We start from the raw sequence: 21,331 nt of genomic DNA on the forward strand, positions 1-21,331 counted from the left end.
TTTCTAGAATCTAAAAACCTCAGTGCTATAAAAGCCGGCTTGGGATGCCTTAACGCCTTCTTCTTTTGAGTTTTTACCTTGTTTTCGATAGCTGATACTAGGTTGGGCATCTAAACCAAGGACTACAACTGTATGCTTACTCACACTTCTAATTTTGGCTCTTTAGATTGAACCATTAGTTGCATATCTGTATGCCCAATATTCAGATTTATTCCATATACTCTATGGACGGATGTGAGGAGGTTGTCATGAGAAATATTCTGATAGCATTGTTTATGATCATTGGTCTCGCAGGGTGCGCGAATCCTTATGTGGCTAAGTATTCTGAATCCAATAATTGGACCGGGCTTGCTTATTACGATGTAGAGCATGGGCACAAGGCTCGCTCTGCAGAAGAACTCGATAAACTGGGAGCGACCAGTGAGCAGGCTCAAAAAACTTATCAAGACGCATTTGAAGATCATGTAAAAGTCTATTGCGATCCTAAAAATGCGTATCGTGCGGGGATCTTAGAGAAGCCGCGTAACTCAGTGTGTATTGACGACACACCAACAGGATGGATATACAAAGAAAACTGGCTGCAAGGGCTGGAGGCCGGAAGGCTCTGAGTTCACCAAGTTGGGACTATAAAAAAGACCAGCACTAGGCTGGTCTTTCTGCATCAAAAGCGTGTTTGATTAGTTGTTTGCGTGAAGCTCTGCGTTCAGTTCAACCGCTGATTTGTTGGTCAGACATTCGATCTTACCGGTCACAGAGTTGCGGCGGAACAGCAGGTCTGCTTTGCTAGCTAGATCGCGTGCTTTCACGGTTTCTACTTCTTTGCCTGATGAATCCAGCATGGTCACTTTGGTGCCCGCGGTAACATACAGACCTGATTCGATAGTACAGCGGTCGCCCAGTGGGAAGCCCAGACCCGCGTTTGCACCCAACAGGCTGTTTTCGCCAATTGAGATAACAAGCTGACCACCGCCACTCAGTGTACCCATGATAGATGCGCCACCGCCGATATCGCTGCCGTTACCCACAACAACACCTGCGGAAATACGGCCTTCAACCATGCTCACGCCTTCAGTACCTGCGTTGAAGTTGATGAAGCCTTCGTGCATTACTGTGGTGCCTTCACCTACGTGTGCGCCCAGACGCACGCGTGAGGTATCCGCAATGCGAACACCCGCTGGTACCACGTAATCCACCATCTTAGGAAACTTGTCGACACAGTCTACGGTGATGGTTTCACCATTCAGACGTGCTTCCATTTGGCGGTCGGCCAATTCTGGCAGGTCGATTGGACCTTTGTTTGTCCACGCGATGTTGTGCAGCAGACCAAAGATGCCATCAAGCACTGTGCCGTGAGGTTTCACGAGGCGGTGAGAGATCAGTTGTAGCTTCAGGAAGCCTTCAGCAACGCTTGCTGGCTTCTCGTCGGTTGCTAAGATAACCAGTACCAATGGTTGAGCGGATGCTGCTGCTTTTGCTGCAAACGTCGCTGCTGCTTCCAAATCTGCTTGAGCGAATGCTGCAGAGATGGCTTCGCATTGCGCCGCTTCAATTTCAAAGACGTCGTTGCCTTCTTTGTAAGAGACGATGTCAGCAAGTGCTGCGACCAGAGAGTCTGTTGGATTCAGTACAGGGGTTGGGAAAAATGCTTCGATGATTTTTCCGTCTTTGTTTTTGGTCGCGGTGCCAAATGCTAGAGCAAAACTTGCCATGATGAGATTATCTCCTTGTCTCTATTCCAGAAAACTGCAGAGGCAGAGGCTGGTCAATACGAGTAAATGTTGAGGTTATCTTAAAGTGAAGGCGGGAAAGATTGAAGGGTGGAAAAAGAGATTCCCACAGATTAACGCGTCTTTAGGTAAATACTCGACAATTAGACCGAGCATTCAAACAAATTCGATATAAAAAACGCCCTTCGAAAAGGGCGTCTTCTAAAATTATGCAGCTTCTGCGTCGTCTTCTTTCGGTGCTTCAGCTTTTTTCTTTGTCGCTTTAGGCGTTGGTTTGCGTTTTGCACCCAGCGCATAAAGCACTTCTTCGCGGTTTTGTGCGAGGAAAAGAGACAACTCTTCACGTTGCGCTTCGTCGCCAACAACCTCACTCTTACTCAGCAGTTCGAACATTTCGTCTGCCATATCAAGCATTTTGTCGTAAGCATCTGCGTCCGCTTTAGAGGTAAAAGTCATCTTCTCTTCTCCGTTGCGCTCAACCACATATTTGACGATAACGGCCATGGTTAACCTCTCTCTATTTGTTTACTGTCTGTTTATACAGTAGAGTAATTATACGTGTCTAGTTTAACCGTGATTAGTGTGATGGCATTGGAAAAATTCTCAGAAATTTATCTTAGGGCAGCAACAAGGAAGGGAAGCAACAGTGCGCTGGAGCAAAGACTCACGCACCCTAAGTCGGCCGACGAGCTGAAAAGTATTACGGACGATCGCTGGCTGGCGGTAATGAGCCAGAAGATTTTCCAGTCGGGCATGAACTGGCAAGTCGTGAGGAACAAGTGGCCTGGCTTTGAAGAAGTGTTCTGGGGCTTCGATATCGAGAAGATGTGTTTGACGCCGCCAGAAATGTGGGAGCAGAAAGCCACGAACCCAGCCATTATTCGCCACCTCGGCAAAGTCATGACGATTCCGCACAATGCACAGATGATTCAACGGGCAGCCCGTGAGCACGGTAGCTTTGCCGCTTTCATTGCTGATTGGCCGGAATCAGACATTGTCGGTCTGTGGGCTTACCTCAAAAAGCACGGCAGTCGACTGGGTGGGAATACTGGACCTTACTCACTGAGGCTGATGGGCAAGGACACATTTATTTTGTCAGGTGATGTGGAAAGCTATCTGCGCGCCTACAAGATCATTGATGGTGGCAGAGATACCAGAAAATCGCTGCAGGCGGCACAAGAGGCCTTCAATCATTGGCAAGAAGAAAGTGGCCGCCCATTGTGTCAAATTAGCCAAATTATCGCGTACAGCGTTGGTGACAACAGTTACTGAGTTAGTCTTCGAGCTGCCATGCGGTGCTGAACTGAATAAAGCTCTCAAGCAAAGGCGACAAATGTTTGTCTTTATGATGAACCAGCCAATATTGTCGCCTTAAATCCAAAGGCAGCTCTATCAAATGCAGTCGGTTGTTGGCGACGACATGGCGGGCGGTGAGAGTGATAGATAGGCAAGCCCCAGCCCTGCTGCTGCGCAGTTAATGATTGCTTCCGTGTTTCTCAGTTCAAAGGCGATATCCCATTGCTCCAAACGCGGCGCGATGCGCGACAAAAAGTGCTCACGCGTGCCCGAGCCAGATTCGCGAACAATCCATGACTGATTCTCCAAATCAAACAAGGTGAGCTTTTTCTTCTTCCTAAGGGGATGGTCGATGGCGCAGGCTATGCACATCTCGTCAGAAAGCCACGGTGTCATCAGAAGTTCAGAATTACCTTGGTGATGTTTGCTTTCACCTTGCCCTTCGATAAACCCGATGTCTAACTCAAAGGCCACAAGCTGATCAATGATGGATTGGCTGTTCGAGATATTCAGAGACTGCTCATTGTGCTGGAACGTCGCCCTAAAATCGCGAAGCAGGAAAGGGATCAACTGATTGCCAATGGTGTCACTGGCCCCAATGCGCAAAGATCCTGTTAACGCGCCTGTGTTATCGAGGACTTTTGCTATCTCATCGCTCCGAGTCAGAAGTTCATCGGCAAGCGGCAGAAGACGCTTTCCGTGTTCATTGATGATGAGTCGGTTGTTGGCGCGCTCAAAAAGCTTATGACCTATCTGACTTTCCAATTCACTCAACGCCATGCTGACGGCTGGCTTAGAAAGAAACAGCAATGACGACGCCGCAGTAATGGTCTTTTCCTGCGCGACGGTGACGAAGACTTGTAGCTGGCGAAGTGAAATCGACATAGGTTAAGTAAAACTTAAAGGTGGTTTAAATATATTCAGATATATTAAAACAAAATCACGTTCTAAAATATTACCTGTGTTCCTTTTCTTATGACGTGATGGTGCAATGCGTAGACGTCTCAATCTTCTTCCAACGCCAATGGCGGGTCTGGCTCTGGCAATTGCCAGCTTAGGTTGGTGCTGGGAAAACGCGGGATCTTTTCATGGTTCGGCGCAAATCGTAGGTGCAGTGATTGGTGGTGTGATGCTGCTGATGATCGCCCTGAAATTTATGATCAGCCAAAAGGCCTGTGGTCTGATTTACAACACCCGGTGGTGGGTAGCGTTGTTCCAACGTTCGCCATGGGCGTAATGATTGTTTCAAACGCGATCGGCAAGGTGCTGCCTTGGACAGGTGACGCACTTTGGTTAGCAGCAGTAGCCGCACATGTCGCGTTCCTGGGCTCGTTTGTGTATCACCGCGCGAAAGATTTCTCACTGAGTCACATGGTGCCGAGCTGGTTCGTACCACCCGTCGGTTTGATTGTGGCGGACGTGGCATTCTCGGGTAACCCAATGCTTCGCCCAGTCGCTGATGCCGTGTTGTTGTTCGGTCTGCTGGCTTATGCTGTGCTGTTGCCTTTGATGCTTTATCGTCTGATTTTCTGTGGCGAAGTGCCAGATGCAGCGAAACCAACCATTGCTATCATGGCGGCACCTGCAAGCCTGTCACTGGCGGGGTATCTGACAGTGAGCCAAAACCCATCGCCTCTGATTGTGGCGGTATTGCTGGGTATCGCGCTGCTGATGACTTTGGTTATCTATGTGTCGTTTGCTTACTTGATGCGCTTGCCGTTTTCACCAGGTTACGCAGCGTTCACCTTCCCAATGGTGATTGGTTCAACAGCACTTTATAAAACCGCGGCGTGGATGCAGTCAGTCGGCATTGCACCAGAATACGTGCATCAAGTGTCTGTGATTGCCTTGATTGAGCTTGTTGTCGCAACCGTTGTGGTTGGCTATGTGGCGATGCATTATCGTCGCTTTATCTCGCTACAGTGGAAACAGCCTGTATCGAACGCATAATCGAAAGCCCGCTTCTTGCGGGCTTTTTCATTTCTAATGCATTGAAATTGCACTCTCGAAGCCATTCCGCCACAATCTCTCCAATGTCCGTTTCATGAGTCTCATCTGTGTTTACTGTCTATCACTCCAACCAATTGGATCTGCTCAAAAGTCTGCTCGTCGCGATCGTCGAGCAAAAGCCATTAAGTAACCCGTTCCAGAAAGAACTGATTTTGGTTCAGAGTCCGGGGATGGCGCAGTGGTTAAAGCTGGAGATGGCTAAAGAGCAAGGCATTGTGGCGAACGTTGAGTTTCCGCTGCCTGCTACTTTCATTTGGCAGATGTTTACCCAAATTCTTGATGATGTACCGCAGCGAAGCTTTTTCAACAAAGAAGCCATGACGTGGAAGCTGATGACAGTGCTTCCAGACATGTTGGACGATGCGGATTTTGACGAGCTAAAACACTACCTCAGCGATGATACGGACCAACAGAGGCTTTACCAATTGGCAGGCAAAGTGGCGGATATCTTTGACCAATACTTGGTGTACCGCCCTGAATGGATCAAAGCGTGGGAAAACGAGCAAAGCGTACTTGAGCTAGAAGGTGAGAAATCGTGGCAGCCAAAACTGTGGCAAGCACTATACGATTACACGCTTCAGCAAGGCCAGTCGCCCTTCCACCGTGCCAACCTGTATGAAGAATTCATTGATGCCTTGATGTCTCAATCCACCAAGCCGGAAGGACTCAAAGGCATTGAGCGTGTCTTTGTGTTCGGTATCTCGGCACTACCACCGCGTTATCTCGATGCATTGAAAGCACTTGGCGAACACATCGATGTGCATTACATGTTTACCAACCCTGTCGTTTTTACTGGGGAGACATTCGCGATAAGCGTTACCTAGCAAGACGTGCGGCAGCGATGGATAGTCGCATCAGTCGCGCAACAGATAACAACGAGCCACCACAGTTTGCGCTGCCGCTACATGACGATGACAGTGCCGAGATTGGCAACAGCTTGTTGGCATCGATGGGAAAACTGGGTCGAGACAACTTACTCTTGCTTTCTGAGCTCCAGTGCAACGAAGTGGACCAAGGCTTTGTAGACGTTACGCGGAACTCACTGCTTCATCACATTCAGGCCGATATTCTTGATCTTCAAGAGCCAGGTGACATTCAAGAAACGCTTTCCAGTGACAGCAAACGCCCCATCACGGCAGATGACACCTCACTCATGGTCGAAGTATGTCATAGCCCAATGCGTGAAGTGGAAGTGCTGCACGATCGACTGCTTGATATGCTGGCCGCAGATCCGACGCTCACGCCGCGTGATGTGATTGTCATGGTGGCGGATATCAATGCATACAGCCCCGCGATTCAAGCTGTGTTTGGCAATGCACCGGGTGACCGTTTCATTCCTTTCTCCATCTCTGACCGCACCGCCGATCAGGAAAGTCCTATCCTGACGACCTTCTTGAGCCTTTTGAGCCTGCCGGACAGCCGTTGCAGTGCCGCTGAATTGCTGGAAATTCTGGAAGTGCCTGCGGTGCTTCGACAGTTTGGTTTTGATAACAGTCAGTTTGAAAAAGTGAAAGTCTGGGTTGAGGAAGCGGGTATTCGCTGGGGATTGGATGAGAGCACAGCTGAACACTTTTCCTTGCCGGGACAGACGCAAAACACATGGCAGTTTGGTCTTGATCGCATGATGCTTGGCTATGCCATGCCAAGTGACAGCGGGCTGTATAACGGTGTGCTGGCCTATGACGAAGTGCAGGGGCTAGAAGCCGATCTCGCAGGCAAGCTGGGTGAATTCTTCCGCGTGATGAGCCATATTCAGCGCCAGCTTAATCAAACACTGGCGGGTGATGAGTGGGCGAAAGCTCTGACCGCTATGTTTGATGATATTTTCGCGCTTGATACCGACGAGGAGCCCGCGGGGCAAATGCTTCGCACCCAACTCGACAACTGGCTGGTGCAACTCGCGGATGCGGGGTTCTCACAAACGCTGTCATTGTCGATTGTCAGGGATTACCTCAAAGAAAAACTCGGTGGCGAGCGGATCAGCCAGCGCTTCCTTGCTGGGCAAGTGAACTTTTGTACCTTGATGCCAATGCGTTCGATTCCGTTTAAAGTCGTCTGTTTACTTGGCATGAATGACGGTGACTATCCGCGCACGATTGCCCCCGTGGGCTTTGATTTGATGGCTGGTCGAACAAGAGCGGGTGACCGTTCGCGCCGTGATGACGACCGATACCTGTTCCTCGAAGCACTACAATCTGCGCAGGACAAACTTTACATCAGTTATGTAGGGCGGTCTGTGCAGGACAACAGCGTGAAAGTGCCGTCAGTGCTGGTGACCGAGCTTCTCGACTATTGTCGCCAAGGCTATTGTCTGGAAGGGGACAATGTATTGCCTGAGCATGAATCGGGTGAAAACCTTCGCCATCATCTTTGCCATGAAAACCCCTTGGTGCCGTTCAGTCGCGCCGCGTTTTTGGGTGGCCGAGCAAGTTATGCCGCTGAATGGCTGCCTGCTGCAAAAGGAGAAGGTAGTGCATCAGAGGCTTTCCTGGGCGATGCCTTGGCGTTGGATCTGGATGCGGATTCCAATGTGGTTGAATTGGCAGAGCTGCAGCGCTTTTGGCGTTTGCCCGTGCAGTATTTCTTCAACCGCCGCCTTAAGGTGTTTTTTGAAAATGCAGCAGGGGCGATGGAAGACGTTGAGCCATTTGCGCTGGATAATCTGGAAAGCTACCGCCTGCGTGATGATTTGCTGGCACACCTTTTAGCACATGGCAGTGACAGTGCGTCATTGGATAGTTTTTACCAACGGCAGAAAGCGAGCGGCACACTCCCCGTTGATCACTTTGGCGAGTTGGAGCTGGAAAGTGAGTTGGGTGGCATCTTGGCGCAATACGGTACGTTAGAGCCTTTCATTCGAGAAGCAAGACAACCGTTGGAAGTGAATATCACTGTGCCCACCAAACGCGGCCCAATCCAGTTGCAAGGGTGGTTGGATGATCGCTTCCGCGCAGGACGTGTGCTGTATCGCAGCGGCAAGGTGCGAGCGCAAGACCGTCTTTCTGCGTGGATTGACCATTTGTGCCAATGTGCGGCAGGCGATCAACTGGAGACCTATTTCTTTGGTTTGGACGCGCAAGTGGTGTATTCGCCGATATCGCGTGATGAAGCACTGACATGGCTCAGTGTCTATCTCGATCATTATTTCGATGGGTTGTCAGCACCAAGTGCGTATTTGCCGAAAACAGCGTTAGCAGGGCTGGAAGCGTGCTTCGACAGAAAAGGCGAGTGGCACGATGACCAAGACACGTTGGACAAGGCCAAAGGTAAAATGCGTGCGGCGTTTGAAAGCGGATTTATGCCGGGTGAAGGCGACAATGCTTATGTTGCGCGTGTTTGGACATCAGCCAGCGAGGCATTGTTGGACGATGTGTTTGCTTTGGCGCGAGACGTATTACTGCCCGCGTTAAACGGGGAGAAAAAAGAAGACTGACAGTTGTCAGTCTTCTCACAGCGGTCGTTGCTCATCGCGTGTAAAAGCGCGTTATTGGGTGATTTTGAACTGAGATAGCTGGTTTCGGCCTGTGTCGCTCAGTGCTTTAACACGATCGCTCAGTCCCAGTGTTTCTTCGCTCGCATCACGGTTAGTGTGGGAAATGTCACTCACACTGACCACACTTCTTGCCACTTCCTGAGACGCACTGGCTTGTTGCGATGTCGACGTTGCGACTGCCGTGTTCATTTGCTCAAGCTCATTGATCAACTCTGATAAGGCATTCAATTGTGTTTGTGCCTGACGGGCCTGATCTAAGCTCTGCGCAGTCTTGTCTGTGCCACTGCTCATGATTTTTGCGGCAACTTGCGCGCGCTCCTGAAGCTTTTCAATGATGGCATTGATTTGTGTGGTGGAGTCTTTGGTGGAATGCGCCAGCTTTCTGACCTCATCGGCAACCACCGCAAATCCGCGACCTGCACTGCCTGCGCGTGCCGCTTCGATGGCAGCGTTCAATGCCAGCAAGTTGGTCTGCTCTGAAATGTCATTGATGACTGTCACCACATCACTGATCTCATCACTCGAAGCGGCAAGTTCGCGAATGCTACGCTCGGCATCAATCACATCGGTATTCACTTGTTCAAACTTATCCAGTGAAGCGCTTAAGGCGACACCGACATCATCCACCAACTGGCGAGAGTGGCGAGTGCTGTCTTGCGCTGTCAGGGTGCTGGCTTCCACATCTTTGATGGCGGAGGACATTTCTTCCATCGCACTTGCTACTGAGTCCAATTCATGGCTTTGGGTGCGAATGCCGTTAGTCGAGCGTGTGGCAAGATCTGCCATGGTTTTGCTGTCATTGTCGAGTTGGTGGAGCGTTGAATCGACATTGAGCATCAGGGTTTGGATCTGCTCACACGCGTGATTGAGGTTAGTGGCCATTTGTCCGAGTTCGTCTTGGCTTTTCACCGATGCGCGTGCCGTTAAATCACCTTGTGATAGTCGGCTGAGTGCTCGCTGGATGTCTTCAATTGCATTGATCAGCATTTTCGAGAGAACCGTGGCCAGTGCGATAAGCACCAAGGTCACTAAACCTGCGATAAGTGCAACTTTGCTTGCTTCTTTCCATGCTAGAGCTTCGAGATCATCGATGTAAATACCAGTACCTATCAGCAGATCCCAGTTTTGATAGCGCTTAACGGCACTGACTTTTTCCAATGCTTTTGAGCCGCCCGGTTTTGCGAACCAATAACTGCTAAATCCACCGTCATAGGGTTGCGCGGCTTTACGCATCTCACTCAACACGGGTGAGCCGTTGCTGTCTCTAAACACGTTAAAGTCGCGCCCCAGCCAACTGCTTGCGCCAGCGACCATGGTGCCTGAACCATCAATAATGAAGTAGTACCCATCATCACCAAAAAACAAAGGTTGAATGGCTTCCAGTGCACTGTTCAATCCGGCTTCTGAAGGATCTTGCTTGTGTTTTACATCCACGATTTGCCAAGCAATGTCTACTGTTTGCTTCAAATTGCTTTTTCGCTCTTGCAAAAGGTCGCTGTACAAACTTCTTGCTTGGAATGCTGTGAGTAGCGCAATGCTTATCACCGAGATAACGACAATCAATAGCAACTTGTATCGCACAGATAGATTTGAAACAAATTTCATACTTATTATTTCCGGTTTTTCGGGTTGTCCGTAACAAAAGTGAAACGTGAGGTTTACTTAATTTGTCTGCACTATCAATAGAAAGGCGATGATTGAGAGGGTTTGTGCGGTGATCTCGATCTCATAGTTTTGGATTCAGAGATAAATGCCTAAGTTTTCAATCGTTAAGTGTCGAGTTAGCCAGTGCCGATTGAACAATTACAAATGCGCGAACCATTGATAAACTAAGGACTTTCCGACAAGAACGAGCTGAAAAAGCATGCCAACGCAACCTCTTCAACCCATGACGTTTCCGCTTCATGGTCTTCGACTTATCGAAGCCTCGGCGGGTACCGGCAAGACATTTACCATCGCGGGTTTGTATTTACGCCTGTTGCTTGGACATGGCTCTGAAGAAACGGCGCATGCAAGCCCGTTGAGCGTCGAAAAGATTCTGGTGGTGACTTTTACCGAAGCGGCTACACAAGAGCTTCGTGACCGCATTCGCGCACGTATTCATGATGCGCGGCTCGCGTTTAGCCGAGGAGAAAGTAAAGACCCGGTCATCGCGCCTTTGATTGCGGAGTTCAGCGATCACAAACACGCTGAGCAATTGTTGCTTCAAGCGGAAAGGCAAATGGATGAGGCGGCCATCTATACCATTCATGCTTCTGCCAGCGCATGCTGACGCAAAACGCATTTGAATCGGGCAGTCTGTTCACCAATGAATTCATCACCGACGAGTCCTCCCTGCGCGAACGTGCGGTGGCAGACTTTTGGCGTCGTCAGTTTTATCCATTGCCAAAATCACTCGCGGGCGTGGTGAGAAGCTATTGGTCATCTCCGATTGCACTGCTCAAAGACATCGGCGTCTACCTCTCTGGTCCTTTGGTCAACATTAATGCACCTGTGATGCCGGCAGACTTGGTGCAACAGCATCAAGAAAACCTCGATAAGATTGACGATCTGAAGACCGCATGGAAAGCGGCGGCACCTGATTTAGAGGCGATTATTAGCGCATCAGGTGTGGACAAGCGCAGTTACAGCAAGCGGACGTTGCCAAATTGGCTTGCTGAAGTAGGCGAGTGGGCGAGTCGCCCAACCAACAGCTACGATTTACCGACTAACCTCAGCCGATTCTCTGCCAGCGTATTGAGTGAGAAAACCAAAAAAGGCGAGGTGCCGACACACGCGGTATTTGATGAGATAGACAGACTCATCGCCAATCCTCCTGCGATGAAAGAAGCCTTGCTGAGCCATGCCATCAATGAAGTCCGCCAACTGCTGGCGCAAGAGAAAAAGCGATTTGGCTGGTTGTCATTTGACGATTTGCTGTCACAACTGTCCGAAGCATTGAGAAATGACAGCAGCGGCATTTTGGCGGAGCGCATTCGTACCTTGTATCCCATCGCTATGATTGACGAATTTCAGGATACCGACCCGCAGCAGTACCAGATTTTTAGTGATGTTTACGGTGAGTCACCGGAATGTGGTTTGTTTATGATCGGTGACCCGAAGCAGGCGATCTATGCGTTTCGTGGCGCAGACATTTTTACCTATATCCATGCACGCCGACAGGTAGAGGATCACTACAACCTTGGCACGAACTGGCGTTCTACCGCGGAGATGGTATCCGCAGTCAATGGCGTCTTCACGCATGCGAACGCCCCCTTTATCTACGACGATGATATTCCATTCCAGTCTGTAGACTCAGCACCGGGTGCAGACGCACGTAGCTGGGAGGTCAGTGGTCAAAAGCAAGCTGCGATGACCTTCTGGCTTCCTGAAGAGACGGAGCAAAAAAGCAAAGCGGCTTATGAGAACGAGATGGCGGAAGCGACAGCCATCAGTATTCGCGATGTGTTGAATCAATCGGCCAGCGACCAAAGCTTTTTCTGTAAAGGCGAAAACAAGACCGCAATTCGTGCAGGCGACATTGCTGTGCTGGTCAGAACCGGACATGAAGCCGCAAAAGTAAAACGCGCTTTGGTCAGAAAAGGTATTGCTTCTGTGTATCTTTCTAACCGCGACAGCGTGTTCTCAAGTTCGTTAGCTGCCGATGTGCAGCGTCTCTTGTCAGCTGTATTAAACCCAGATAGTGAGCGAACACTTCGCACCGCGTTAGCAAGTGGATTGTTTGCCCTGACCGCGCAGGAAATCGATACCCTCAACCAAGACGAAAAAGAGTGGGAACGCGCCGTTATCGAGTTCACCACGTATCAAAGTGTCTGGTTTTCCCGTGGCGTTTTACCCATGCTGCGTCAGGTTATTCAACGCCGTCAGATAGCAGAAAGACTCTTGTGTGACGAAGAAGGTGAGCGTTCACTTACTGATTTATTGCACCTTGGCGAATTACTGCAGCAAGCCAGTCAAACACTGGAAAGTCACCATGCATTGATCCGTTGGTTAGCTGACCATATCGACAGCCCCAACGGCAGCAGCGAAGAGCAACAGGTACGCTTGGAGTCCGAGCGTGATTTGGTGCAGATAGTCACCATTCACAAATCGAAAGGCTTGGAGTATGACCTTGTGTATCTGCCGTTTGTATGCAGCGTTCGCGAGGCAAATGCACCGTTTTACCATGACGAAAACCATGCCCCAACGTTAGAGCTAAACAACCCAGAAATGGCCATTGAAGCGGCAGACAAAGAGCGTTTGGCTGAAGATCTGCGTTTGATTTACGTTGCACTGACACGCGCAGTGTATGGCTGCTTTATCGGTTTGGCGCCGCTTCAAGACGGTAAAAAAACCAAAGATGGCGTGACAGGCGTGCATAAATCGGCATTGGGTTACCTCATTCAACGAGGTGAGATAAGAGACGGCGAAGGTTTACGTCAGGACGTGGAGACGCTGGTGGGGCAGAATGCGGGCTTTATGGACATTGCCGTGCCGCCTGAAACGTCGGATGAAAAGCTGATCGTTTTGGCGCAATCGTCTGATGATCTTGAAGCGAAGCATTTTGACCGCTACATCCAACGAGATTGGCGACTGACCAGTTACTCAGGGCTGGTGAAACAAGGGCATGGCTCTGCATTGCCGGCGCTGCCAGCTTTTGATGTCGATGCCGCCAATGAAGGCGATGACGATGAAGTGATCGAAGAGGTGCCGTTTAGCTCTATTTTCCAATTCCCGCGCGGCGCGCGTCCCGGTACTTTTTTGCATACCCTGTTCGAAAACGTCGACTTCACCCACGATATGCAAAGTGACGACGTGGCAGACATGATTCGTCACAACTTGGCGATCGAAAACTATGACGAGCAATGGTTGCCTGTATTGCAAACCATGATGACCGACGTCCTCTCGCAATCACTGAATGACGAGGGCATGAAACTCTCAGACATTGATGAACATGCGCGTTTAACCGAGATGGAGTTCGTGATGCCGGTTGAGCATTTGAACAGCACTAAGGTTAACCGTCTTATCAAAGCACATGACCCATTATCAGCGTGTGCGGGTGACCTAGGCTTTGATACCGCCAAAGGCATGCTGAAGGCTTTATCGACTTGGTGTTCTGCTGGCAGGGTAAATACTATGTCCTCGACTGGAAATCGAACTACCTTGGCGGCGAATCTGCTGACTACACACCTGATGCATTGGCGCAGGCGATGATTGAGCATCGCTACGATTTTCAGTACCAAATCTACTCGTTGGCGTTACACCGCTTTTTACGTCAACGCATTCCTGATTACGATTTTGACCAGCACTTTGGCGGGGTGTATTACCTCTTTGTCAGAGGCGTTGAAGCCAATACCCAACACGGCATTTTTTACACTCAACCAAGCTTTGAGCTGATCTCGGGTCTTGATGCGCAATTTGAACATGGAGATCGCCAAGATGACGATCAGTAATTTGCTGGAGAGCCTCTATCAGCGCAAAGTCATCCGCGCTATCGACCGCCAGTTTGGTCAATTCATTGGTGCGCAGCTTGGCAGCCAAGACCACCCGATGGTGGGATGGGCAACCTTGGTGAGCTTTGAGCTGGGTAAAGGCAATGTGTGTGTGGACTTGGCCTCTCTGGAGGCGGCGACCTTGTTTGATCTCCCCGCGGCTGACGCGCTGCAAATCGCAGCATTGCTGGAGCCAGAACATGCGCTGAGTTCCATGGCACAGTCATCCGTCGTTGGGACGGGTGGAGAGGCGACACCATTAATTGTGCATGGCTCACGCCTTTATTTGAACCGCTACTGGCAAGCAGAGCAGCGGGTTGCCGAAGGCATCATGTCTCGCTGCAAACCTATTTTGCTTTCTGATGGCGCAAGGGTGACGTTAGATACGCTGTTTGAGCCTGATACTGCCCTACTGAAAAAGCTGTATAACGGATGGGATCAGCAAGACAAGCCGCAGCGTGTGTTGGACTTCTTTGATGTGGTCGATGAAGAGAGCGTCGACATGTCTGCGCTGCTTACCGCGTTGGATGCAGGTCAGTCTTCCAATGACATTCTTCGCCATGTGCCAGAATCTGCGCGACTGAATTGGCAGAAAGTAGCCGCAGCGGCGGCGTTGAGTTATCGATTCTCTGTGATTTCAGGTGGGCCGGGGACGGGGAAAACGACCACGGTTGCCAAATTGCTTGCTGCACTTGTTATGAGTAGCGACAAGCCGTCAGGTCCTGAAATCAAGCTGGTGGCACCCACGGGTAAAGCCGCGAACCGTTTGACAGAGTCCATTGGCCGCGCGGTTGCCGCGTTACCGGTTAACGACGATGTTCGCACGAAAATTCCGGTACAAGCGTCAACCATTCACCGCTTGTTGGGGGCAATTCCGAATCGCGTAGAGTTCCGCCACAATCAGAACAATCGCCTCCACCTCGATATTTTGGTGGTGGATGAAGCGTCCATGGTGGATTTGCCTTTGATGGCAAAATTGCTCGCGGCCTTGCCTGATCACGCGCGTGTGATTTTGCTTGGCGACCGTGACCAATTGGCGTCGGTAGAAGCGGGTGCCGTGCTGGGTGACATTTGTTTGGGCGTCGATAAGGGTTATAGCCAAGAACGTGCTGCGCACCTGTCGCAACTAACAGGCTTTAATCTGTCTGGCGGTGACAATGTGCCTGCGGTCGCCGACGGTGTGTGTTTGCTGAGAAAGAGTTACCGATTCCACGCGCAATCGGGTGTAGGGCAGCTTGCCTATGCCATCAATGCGGGTGATACCAAGCTTCTGGAAAATGTTTTGCGTTGTGGCTATGCCGACATCGAGCTTCATGACTTGAATGGCGATGTTTACGAGCGAGCTATCGTGCAAGCGGTGGAAGGCTATCGCGCGTACCTTGAAGCACTGAAAGCAGGCGATGACTATCGCGCTGTCTTGTCGCATTTTGCCAACGTCCGTGTGTTGTGTGCGTTGTCGGATGGACCATTCGGTGTGAAAGGCTAAACACGGCCATAGAAAACGCACTCACCGACAAACACCTTATCGCGCCGGGTGAGGAGACCTTTTACCCTGGACGCCCAGTGATGGTGACGCAAAACGACCACGGCTTGGGCTTGTATAACGGTGATATCGGCATTGTGGTGAGACAAGATGAAGGGCTACGTGTGGTGTTTGAACTTTCTGACGGCACCATCAAAGCGTTTCTGCCGAGCCGTTTGCCAGAACACCAAACCGCATATGCGATGACAGTGCACAAGTCTCAAGCTCTGAATTTAGTCACACCATCTTGGTGCTGTCGCCAACCCATTCCCCAGTGATGACGCGAGAGTTGGTGTATACCGGGGTAACTCGCGCCAAAGACAGATTGGATGTATTTGCTACCCGCTCCAGTCTGGAGCGGGCAGTGAGACGAAAAACCTTGCGCTTTAGCGGGCTAGCTGACGCTTTAGGTGTCCGTTAAGGGCAAGCGTGAGGACTTTAGAGCGGCGTTGCAGGTTGTAGAGCTCTTGCTTGGCATCCGGCAACGCCGAAATATCCGCCTCAATAAAGCCGTGCTCACGGAACCAGTGAATGCTTCGCGTTGTGAGTACAAAGATGTTTTTTAATCCTTCTTGCAGCGCCTGCTGTTGAATGTATTGCAGCAGGCGCGTGCCTCTCTCACTGTCTCTGTAATCAGGATGCACAGCCACACAGGCCATCTCACCACTTTGTGATTCGTGATAAGGGTAGAGTGCAGCACAACCGATAATGCGATCGTCCCTGTCAATGACAGTAAAGCGGGGGATTTCCTGTTCTAGCTGCTCGCGAGAGCGTCGTACCAGAATGCCCTGTTCTTCAAGGGGGCGAATCAGCTCCAAAATGCCGCCGATATCATCAATGGTTGCTTTACGCACACGCTCGGCACTTTCGGTCACGATCTGTGTACCGATACCTTCCACCGAGAACAACTCTTGAATCAACGACCCATCCACTTTGTAGCTAAGAAGGTGACTTCTTGGCACGCCAGAGCGACACGCTGCTACCGCGCCGCGTAGGAAGCGCACGGTACCAGAGTTGGTATCTCCCGCGTTCTCTCGTTGTGTGAGTATATCTTCAGCTTGATGCGGGAATAGCTCGGACATCACATTGCCTTTCGGGCCGATAACGCCTTGCAAGGAACAAAAGCCGATCAGCTTGTCGGCATTGAGCTTGATAGCAAGCTGGGTGGCCACTTCTTCAGATGTCAGATTGAAACACTCTCCCGTGACTGAGCTTGCCACTGGGCCGAGTAAGACGATCGCCTGTTGATCGAGCTGGCGGTGGATGCCGTCGATATCGATCCTACGGATCCTGCCGCTGTGGCAGTAGTCTATGCCTTCATCCACACCAAGTGGCTGAGCGATAACGAAATTACCGCTGACGACGTTGATCTGAGCGCCCGCCATAGGGGTGTTATTCAAGCTCATCGAAAGGCGGGCGGTAATGTCGAGTTGAAGTTGCCCCGCGGCTTGCTTGACCACTTCCAATGCCGAAGCATCAGTAACCCGAATGCCTTTGTGGTAAGGGGTTTCAAGTCCGTGCTTTTCGAGGTTTTGGCTGATCTGTGGGCGCGCCCCATAGACGACAACCAAGCGAAGACCTAGACTGTTCAACAAGGCTATATCATTGACAATATTGCCAAAGTTACTGTCCGCGATCGCCTCACCACCCAACATGATCACAATGGTTTTGTTGTGGTGGGCATTCACATAGGGGGCTGATTGCCTAAATCCTTTTACCAGTGCTGTACTACGAAGTTTCAACACCTTGCTCCATAAGAATGATTGTTTATGCTTAAATATTGACTAATTATTCTTGAGTTTGCAAGGGGTGTGAGCTTAGTTCAGAGTGTGAATGTCCGACTTTAACGGCAGTGATAGCGTTTCTATAATAAGATTGTTTGGTAAATCGCTTTTTTATACTGGTGAGTCGCTTACGTGAGCATTGTAGGGCAATCAATTGCACTGTTTGTCGCTTTGGTTTCTGGAACAATCGGGTTCCTTGTGGCCAACGACGTCCCCATTTTTTCTAAGGTGGACCAGTCAACCATTTATGGCGAATGGATTGAGCAGGGTGTTGCGCCGTATGCGGCAGATAAGTTTGAGGTGCGCAAAGACGGCATCTACATGAAAGGTGCAAGAGCAACGAGCCACTACGAGTTCACCGGTACCAAGCTTATCTATACCGTGGGAAACAAAACCTACCTCTACGTTGTTGAAGGCGCAGACACACTTCAACGCGAAAAACCTTACCACTACAGCACGCCATTTGAGAAACGACGCTAGTCCGTTAATAACTCGCAGGAAGAATACGCAGTAATTCGGTAATAGGCACATGCCGAGGGCAACGCGACGCATTCTGTCTGCACATCATCGTTTCCACCCAGGCAGCGACGAATGCTGTTGTTGATCATTTCATCCGTACTTCCGTCACTGGCGAGGGTTCTTATCCATTGGTACTCAATCGCTTCGGGGTCTAATAGTGTTTTTCTGCCAACTTTAAAATCCATCTCATTAATCCTTACAGAGATTGTTTAACTTTTAAGACACTTTCTTTTCACTGAATTTAAACGAATTAGTGTGACAGAAATGTGACAAAATATTACATGTAGTGATTCATATGCTCTTGATCGCATTATAACTGCCAGTATTTATGCGGGTTTTTGCCGTTTTCGTTGCAGAGTGAGCGTGCTTCTGTCACCCTCGTGAGCATGTACGAATACTCTGGAATTCCCGTGAAACGCACACTTGTTGTTGTCGGTCTTTCTCTGCTTATGACCGCTTGTGCTCGTCCTACTGATCGTGGACAGCAATATATTGATGGTAGTTTTGATGACGTTCTCAACCCGGTTGAGCAGATCGCGTCAGACAAAACCAAAGACTACTCACTGTTCTCAGCACAGTTGGACGAAGTGGAAACGCGCTCACCGTCTTTGACTGCTTCTCACCAGTCTTTGTATGACAGTGTGGAACGTTGGTTGTCAGAAAGTGGCGAACCAACGGCATTGACCGATTACGGCATCAACCTTGAACAAATGGGTGGGGGGATGGTTACGGTAACGTCCTTTTCACTGGCTACTTCTCACCTGTGATTGAGATGCGCCACACGCCAGATGCGCAATACCGTTACCCTGTGTATGCGATGCCTAAGTGTGACGAGAAATGCCCGACGCGTGAAGAAATCTATAATGGCGCGTTAGATGGCCTTGGTCTGGAGCTGGGGTACAGCGCGTCCCTGATTGATAACTTCATCATGGAAGTGCAGGGCAGCGGCTTTATCCATTTTGGTGACAATGACGAGCTTGAGTATTTCGCTTACGGCGGCAAAAACGGTCATCCGTATGTCAGCATCGGTAAAGTGCTGATTGAGCGTGGCGAAGTACCGCGCGAGAAAATGTCGTTGAAAGCCATCAAAGATTGGGTGGCAGCACACGATGAGCAAACGGTGATTGAGTTGCTTAACCAAAATCCATCGTATGTGTTCTTTTTGCCAAAATCGGCGCATCCGGTAACCGGTACGGCGGGCATTCCTTTGCATGCTGGTGCATCAGTGGCGGCTGACCGTGAATACTTGCCGATGGGCAGCGTGTTGCTGGCGGAAGTGCCTCAGCTAGATGCAGAGGGCAACTGGAACGGTCAACATGTCCTGAAACTTCTGATGGCGTTGGATACTGGCGGAGCGGTGAAAAAGAACCACCTTGACCTTTACCACGGCATGGGAGAAGAAGCGGGTATCAAGGCGGGTCACCACAAGCATTTTGGTCGCGTGTGGAAACTGACCAAACCTAATCCAGTGACGGAGCCTGTAGAGGTCGCGCAACCAAAGGCTGACGTGTCGAGCGAGACAGCATCCAAATAGAAAAAGGCGGGACTGAGTCCCGCCTTTTTTGTTTCTGCTAGTGGCTGTGATTATTGAATCAGGCCAACTTCGCGGTAGTACTTCTCAGCACCTGGGTGAAGCGGTGCAGACAGACCGTCAGCCACCATTTCTTCTTTCTTCAGGTTTGCAAATGCAGGGTGCAGACGACGGAAGTCATCAAAGTTTTCAAACACTGCTTTAGTGATGTTGTAGATAACGTCATCTGGCACTTCAGTTGATGATACGAATGTCGCACCTACACCGAAGGTAGTGGTGTCGTCAGCGTTACCGCGGTACATGCCACCTGGGATGGTCGCTGTACGGTAGTAGTCGTTTGCATCAACCAGCTTCTTCGCAGCTTCGTTGTTAACTTCAACGATCACGCTATCACACGCGGTAGTCGCTTCTTGGATTGCGCCACTTGGGTGACCAACCGTGTAAACCATTGCGTCGATCTTGTTATCACACAGTGCTTTAGACTGTTCAGCTGCTTTCAGCTCAGAAACTTGTTTAAAGTCGTCCATGGTCCAGCCCATTTCATCCATCAGCACTTCAATAGTACCGCGCTGACCAGAGCCTGGGTTACCCACGTTGACGCGCTTACCTTTCAGATCGTCAAACGTTTTGATGCCTGCATCTGAACGTGCAACAACCGTGAACGGTTCTGGGTGAACAGAGAATACTGCACGCAGATCTTTGTATGCACCTTGGTCTTTAAACTTGCTGGTACCGTTGTAAGCATGGTACTGCCAGTCAGACTGAGCGATACCCATGTCCAGCTCGCCAGCGCGAATGGTGTTGATGTTGTAGATAGAACCGCCTGTAGATTCTACTGAGCAACGGATGCCGTGGTCTTTTTTCGACTTGTTAACCAGACGGCAGATTGCACCACCAGTAGGGTAGTACACACCAGTGACCCCGCCAGTACCTATGGTTACAAACTGATTAGCCTGAGCAGGTACGGCAGTTAAAGCAGCTGCAAAGCTCATTGCGGCCAGAGTTGGTTTTAACGCTTTCATGCTTTATGTCCTTGTCGATGATGTGATTGCTAACGGGGTGATAATCCACCGTTAAAAAAATGTGAGTCAATTTCGCCCCGAAATTATGTGATAGGAACAATTTCGATAGCAAGAGAGATACCTCACGATTCAAAGCTGCGAGAGATATTTTTTCTTAAATCTTCCGCAGTATTGATATTTAAACCCATTTTTTGAGACAAGATCGCGAGTTGTTGGACGAGTTCTGCATTGTTTATCGCACGCTTGCCCATTAAATTTACTAGGTTATTTTCAAATCCTACTCGCACATCGCCGCCTAATGACATGGCTGCGGCAAGGCACTGATGTTCATTCTCGCCAAAGGCACATGTCGCCCATGAAATTCCCTCACTGCTTATACGTTTAATGTCAAAATCGAGCAGATCGGTAGGGGATGACAACATGTCCTTTTTGTACTTGCCTAGTACCAATAGTAGGTGATGACCTCTATTCGGCAACATTTCGTCATTAAGCATCTGAAAGTAAAGCGACAAATCTGCCGCGTCGTACAATATGTATTGGATGTAGATGTTGCGCTCTGCAAGCTCGTAGAAGAAACGACTGGCGTCGCGTTCAAAACTGGCATTGGGGCGAAGCTCTCTTAATGCCAAAGAGACGGCTTCTGGCTCGGTGCCTCTGACCAGTGCCATTTGCTCTTGGGGTTTGAATAAGCCGATAGCTTCAGTAGTAAGCTGGATGACAAGCTCTTGGTCGTGTCGCTTGCGCATTTCAGTGAGCCACTCATGGTTCAAAGCAACATCGAGCGAGTGTTTACCTCCATGGTCTCGCACATGCATATGCGCCATTGCCGCGCCTGCGTCAGCACATACTGTTAGGCAATGGCTCATTTCATCGACCGTAAGGGGAAGTTCTGTGTGTTCGTTCTTGCCTCGTCGCGCCCCGTTTGGCGCGACAATAATGGTTCTTCCTTTTTCCAC

10 protein-coding genes and 6 pseudogenes are annotated in these 21,331 nt (G+C 50.0%); 8 read left to right on the forward strand and 8 right to left on the reverse strand.

What is annotated here, in order from left to right; all coding sequences use genetic code 11:
- The first annotated feature begins 248 nt into the window (after window positions 1-248).
- Window positions 249-608, forward strand: a complete 360-nt coding sequence (locus ATN88_RS16010) for a DUF2799 domain-containing protein (RefSeq protein WP_067418073.1) — start codon at window positions 249-251, stop codon at window positions 606-608.
- Window positions 609-677: 69 nt separating this feature from the next.
- On the opposite strand, the gene dapD is transcribed toward ATN88_RS16010, so the two are convergent.
- Together dapD and ATN88_RS16020 are read right to left on the reverse strand one after the other, a co-directional pair.
- A complete protein-coding gene (gene dapD, locus ATN88_RS16015) occupies window positions 678-1,709 on the reverse strand; it encodes a 2,3,4,5-tetrahydropyridine-2,6-dicarboxylate N-succinyltransferase (RefSeq protein WP_067418076.1) in 1,032 nt (343 codons plus the stop codon).
- A 225-nt stretch (window positions 1,710-1,934) separates the two neighbouring features.
- Window positions 1,935-2,231, reverse strand: a complete 297-nt coding sequence (locus ATN88_RS16020; RefSeq protein ID WP_067418079.1) for a YebG family protein — start codon at window positions 2,229-2,231, stop codon at window positions 1,935-1,937.
- Between the two features lie 81 nt (window positions 2,232-2,312).
- Between ATN88_RS16020 and ATN88_RS16025 the strand changes: the two genes are divergently transcribed.
- Entirely contained in the window at window positions 2,313-2,999 is a 687-nt protein-coding gene (locus ATN88_RS16025; protein ID WP_067418082.1) for a DNA-3-methyladenine glycosylase I, read from the forward strand.
- 1 nt (window position 3,000) lies between these two features.
- Here ATN88_RS16025 and ATN88_RS16030 read toward each other — a convergent pair.
- Window positions 3,001-3,908, reverse strand: a pseudogene (locus tag ATN88_RS16030) (LysR substrate-binding domain-containing protein).
- A 106-nt stretch (window positions 3,909-4,014) separates the two neighbouring features.
- Here ATN88_RS16030 and ATN88_RS16035 point away from each other — a divergent pair.
- Both ATN88_RS16035 and recC read left to right on the forward strand, forming a co-directional pair.
- Window positions 4,015-4,973, forward strand: a pseudogene (locus ATN88_RS16035) (TDT family transporter).
- A gap of 107 nt (window positions 4,974-5,080) precedes the next feature.
- Window positions 5,081-8,466 (forward strand): annotated as a pseudogene (recC, locus tag ATN88_RS16040) (exodeoxyribonuclease V subunit gamma).
- A 51-nt stretch (window positions 8,467-8,517) separates the two neighbouring features.
- On the opposite strand, the gene ATN88_RS16045 reads toward recC, so the two are convergent.
- Window positions 8,518-10,131: a methyl-accepting chemotaxis protein gene (locus ATN88_RS16045; protein WP_067418085.1), complete on the reverse strand. Its 1,614-nt coding sequence runs from the start codon at window positions 10,129-10,131 to the stop codon at window positions 8,518-8,520.
- Between the two features lie 259 nt (window positions 10,132-10,390).
- Between ATN88_RS16045 and recB the strand changes: the two are divergent.
- A pseudogene (gene recB, locus ATN88_RS16050) lies at window positions 10,391-13,958 on the forward strand (exodeoxyribonuclease V subunit beta).
- Window positions 13,945-15,940: pseudogene (recD, locus tag ATN88_RS16055) on the forward strand (exodeoxyribonuclease V subunit alpha). The pseudogenes recB and recD overlap by 14 nt, the downstream one beginning before the upstream one ends.
- Here the strand turns inward: recD and argA are convergent.
- On the reverse strand, window positions 15,906-17,261 hold the full coding sequence (gene argA, locus ATN88_RS16060) for an amino-acid N-acetyltransferase (protein ID WP_198158397.1): 1,356 nt from the start codon (window positions 17,259-17,261) through the stop codon (window positions 15,906-15,908). The pseudogene recD and the gene argA overlap by 35 nt on opposite strands.
- Window positions 17,262-17,435: 174 nt before the next feature.
- Here argA and ATN88_RS16065 point away from each other — a divergent pair, with 174 nt between their 5' ends.
- On the forward strand, window positions 17,436-17,783 hold the full coding sequence (locus ATN88_RS16065) for a DUF2850 domain-containing protein (protein WP_067418092.1): 348 nt from the start codon (window positions 17,436-17,438) through the stop codon (window positions 17,781-17,783).
- Here the strand turns inward: ATN88_RS16065 and ATN88_RS16070 are convergent.
- The gene (locus tag ATN88_RS16070; RefSeq protein ID WP_232313314.1) at window positions 17,780-18,007 is read right to left on the reverse strand and encodes a hypothetical protein; all 228 of its coding nucleotides are present in this window, start codon (window positions 18,005-18,007) and stop codon (window positions 17,780-17,782) included. The two genes, ATN88_RS16065 and ATN88_RS16070, sit on opposite strands and share 4 nt — an antisense overlap.
- 225 nt (window positions 18,008-18,232) lie before the next feature.
- On the opposite strand from ATN88_RS16070, the pseudogene mltA reads away from it, so the two are divergent.
- Window positions 18,233-19,356 (forward strand): annotated as a pseudogene (gene mltA, locus ATN88_RS16075) (murein transglycosylase A).
- 50 nt (window positions 19,357-19,406) lie between these two features.
- Here mltA and ATN88_RS16080 read toward each other — a convergent pair.
- Together ATN88_RS16080 and ATN88_RS16085 are read right to left on the reverse strand one after the other, a co-directional pair.
- The gene (locus ATN88_RS16080) at window positions 19,407-20,375 is read right to left on the reverse strand and encodes a TAXI family TRAP transporter solute-binding subunit (protein ID WP_067418098.1); all 969 of its coding nucleotides are present in this window, start codon (window positions 20,373-20,375) and stop codon (window positions 19,407-19,409) included.
- 122 nt (window positions 20,376-20,497) lie between these two features.
- Entirely contained in the window at window positions 20,498-21,331 is an 834-nt protein-coding gene (locus tag ATN88_RS16085; protein ID WP_067418101.1) for a BKACE family enzyme, read from the reverse strand.

It is taken from the genome of Enterovibrio coralii, from assembly GCF_001559595.1.
Taxonomy (GTDB): Bacteria; Pseudomonadota; Gammaproteobacteria; order Enterobacterales; family Vibrionaceae; genus Enterovibrio; species Enterovibrio coralii.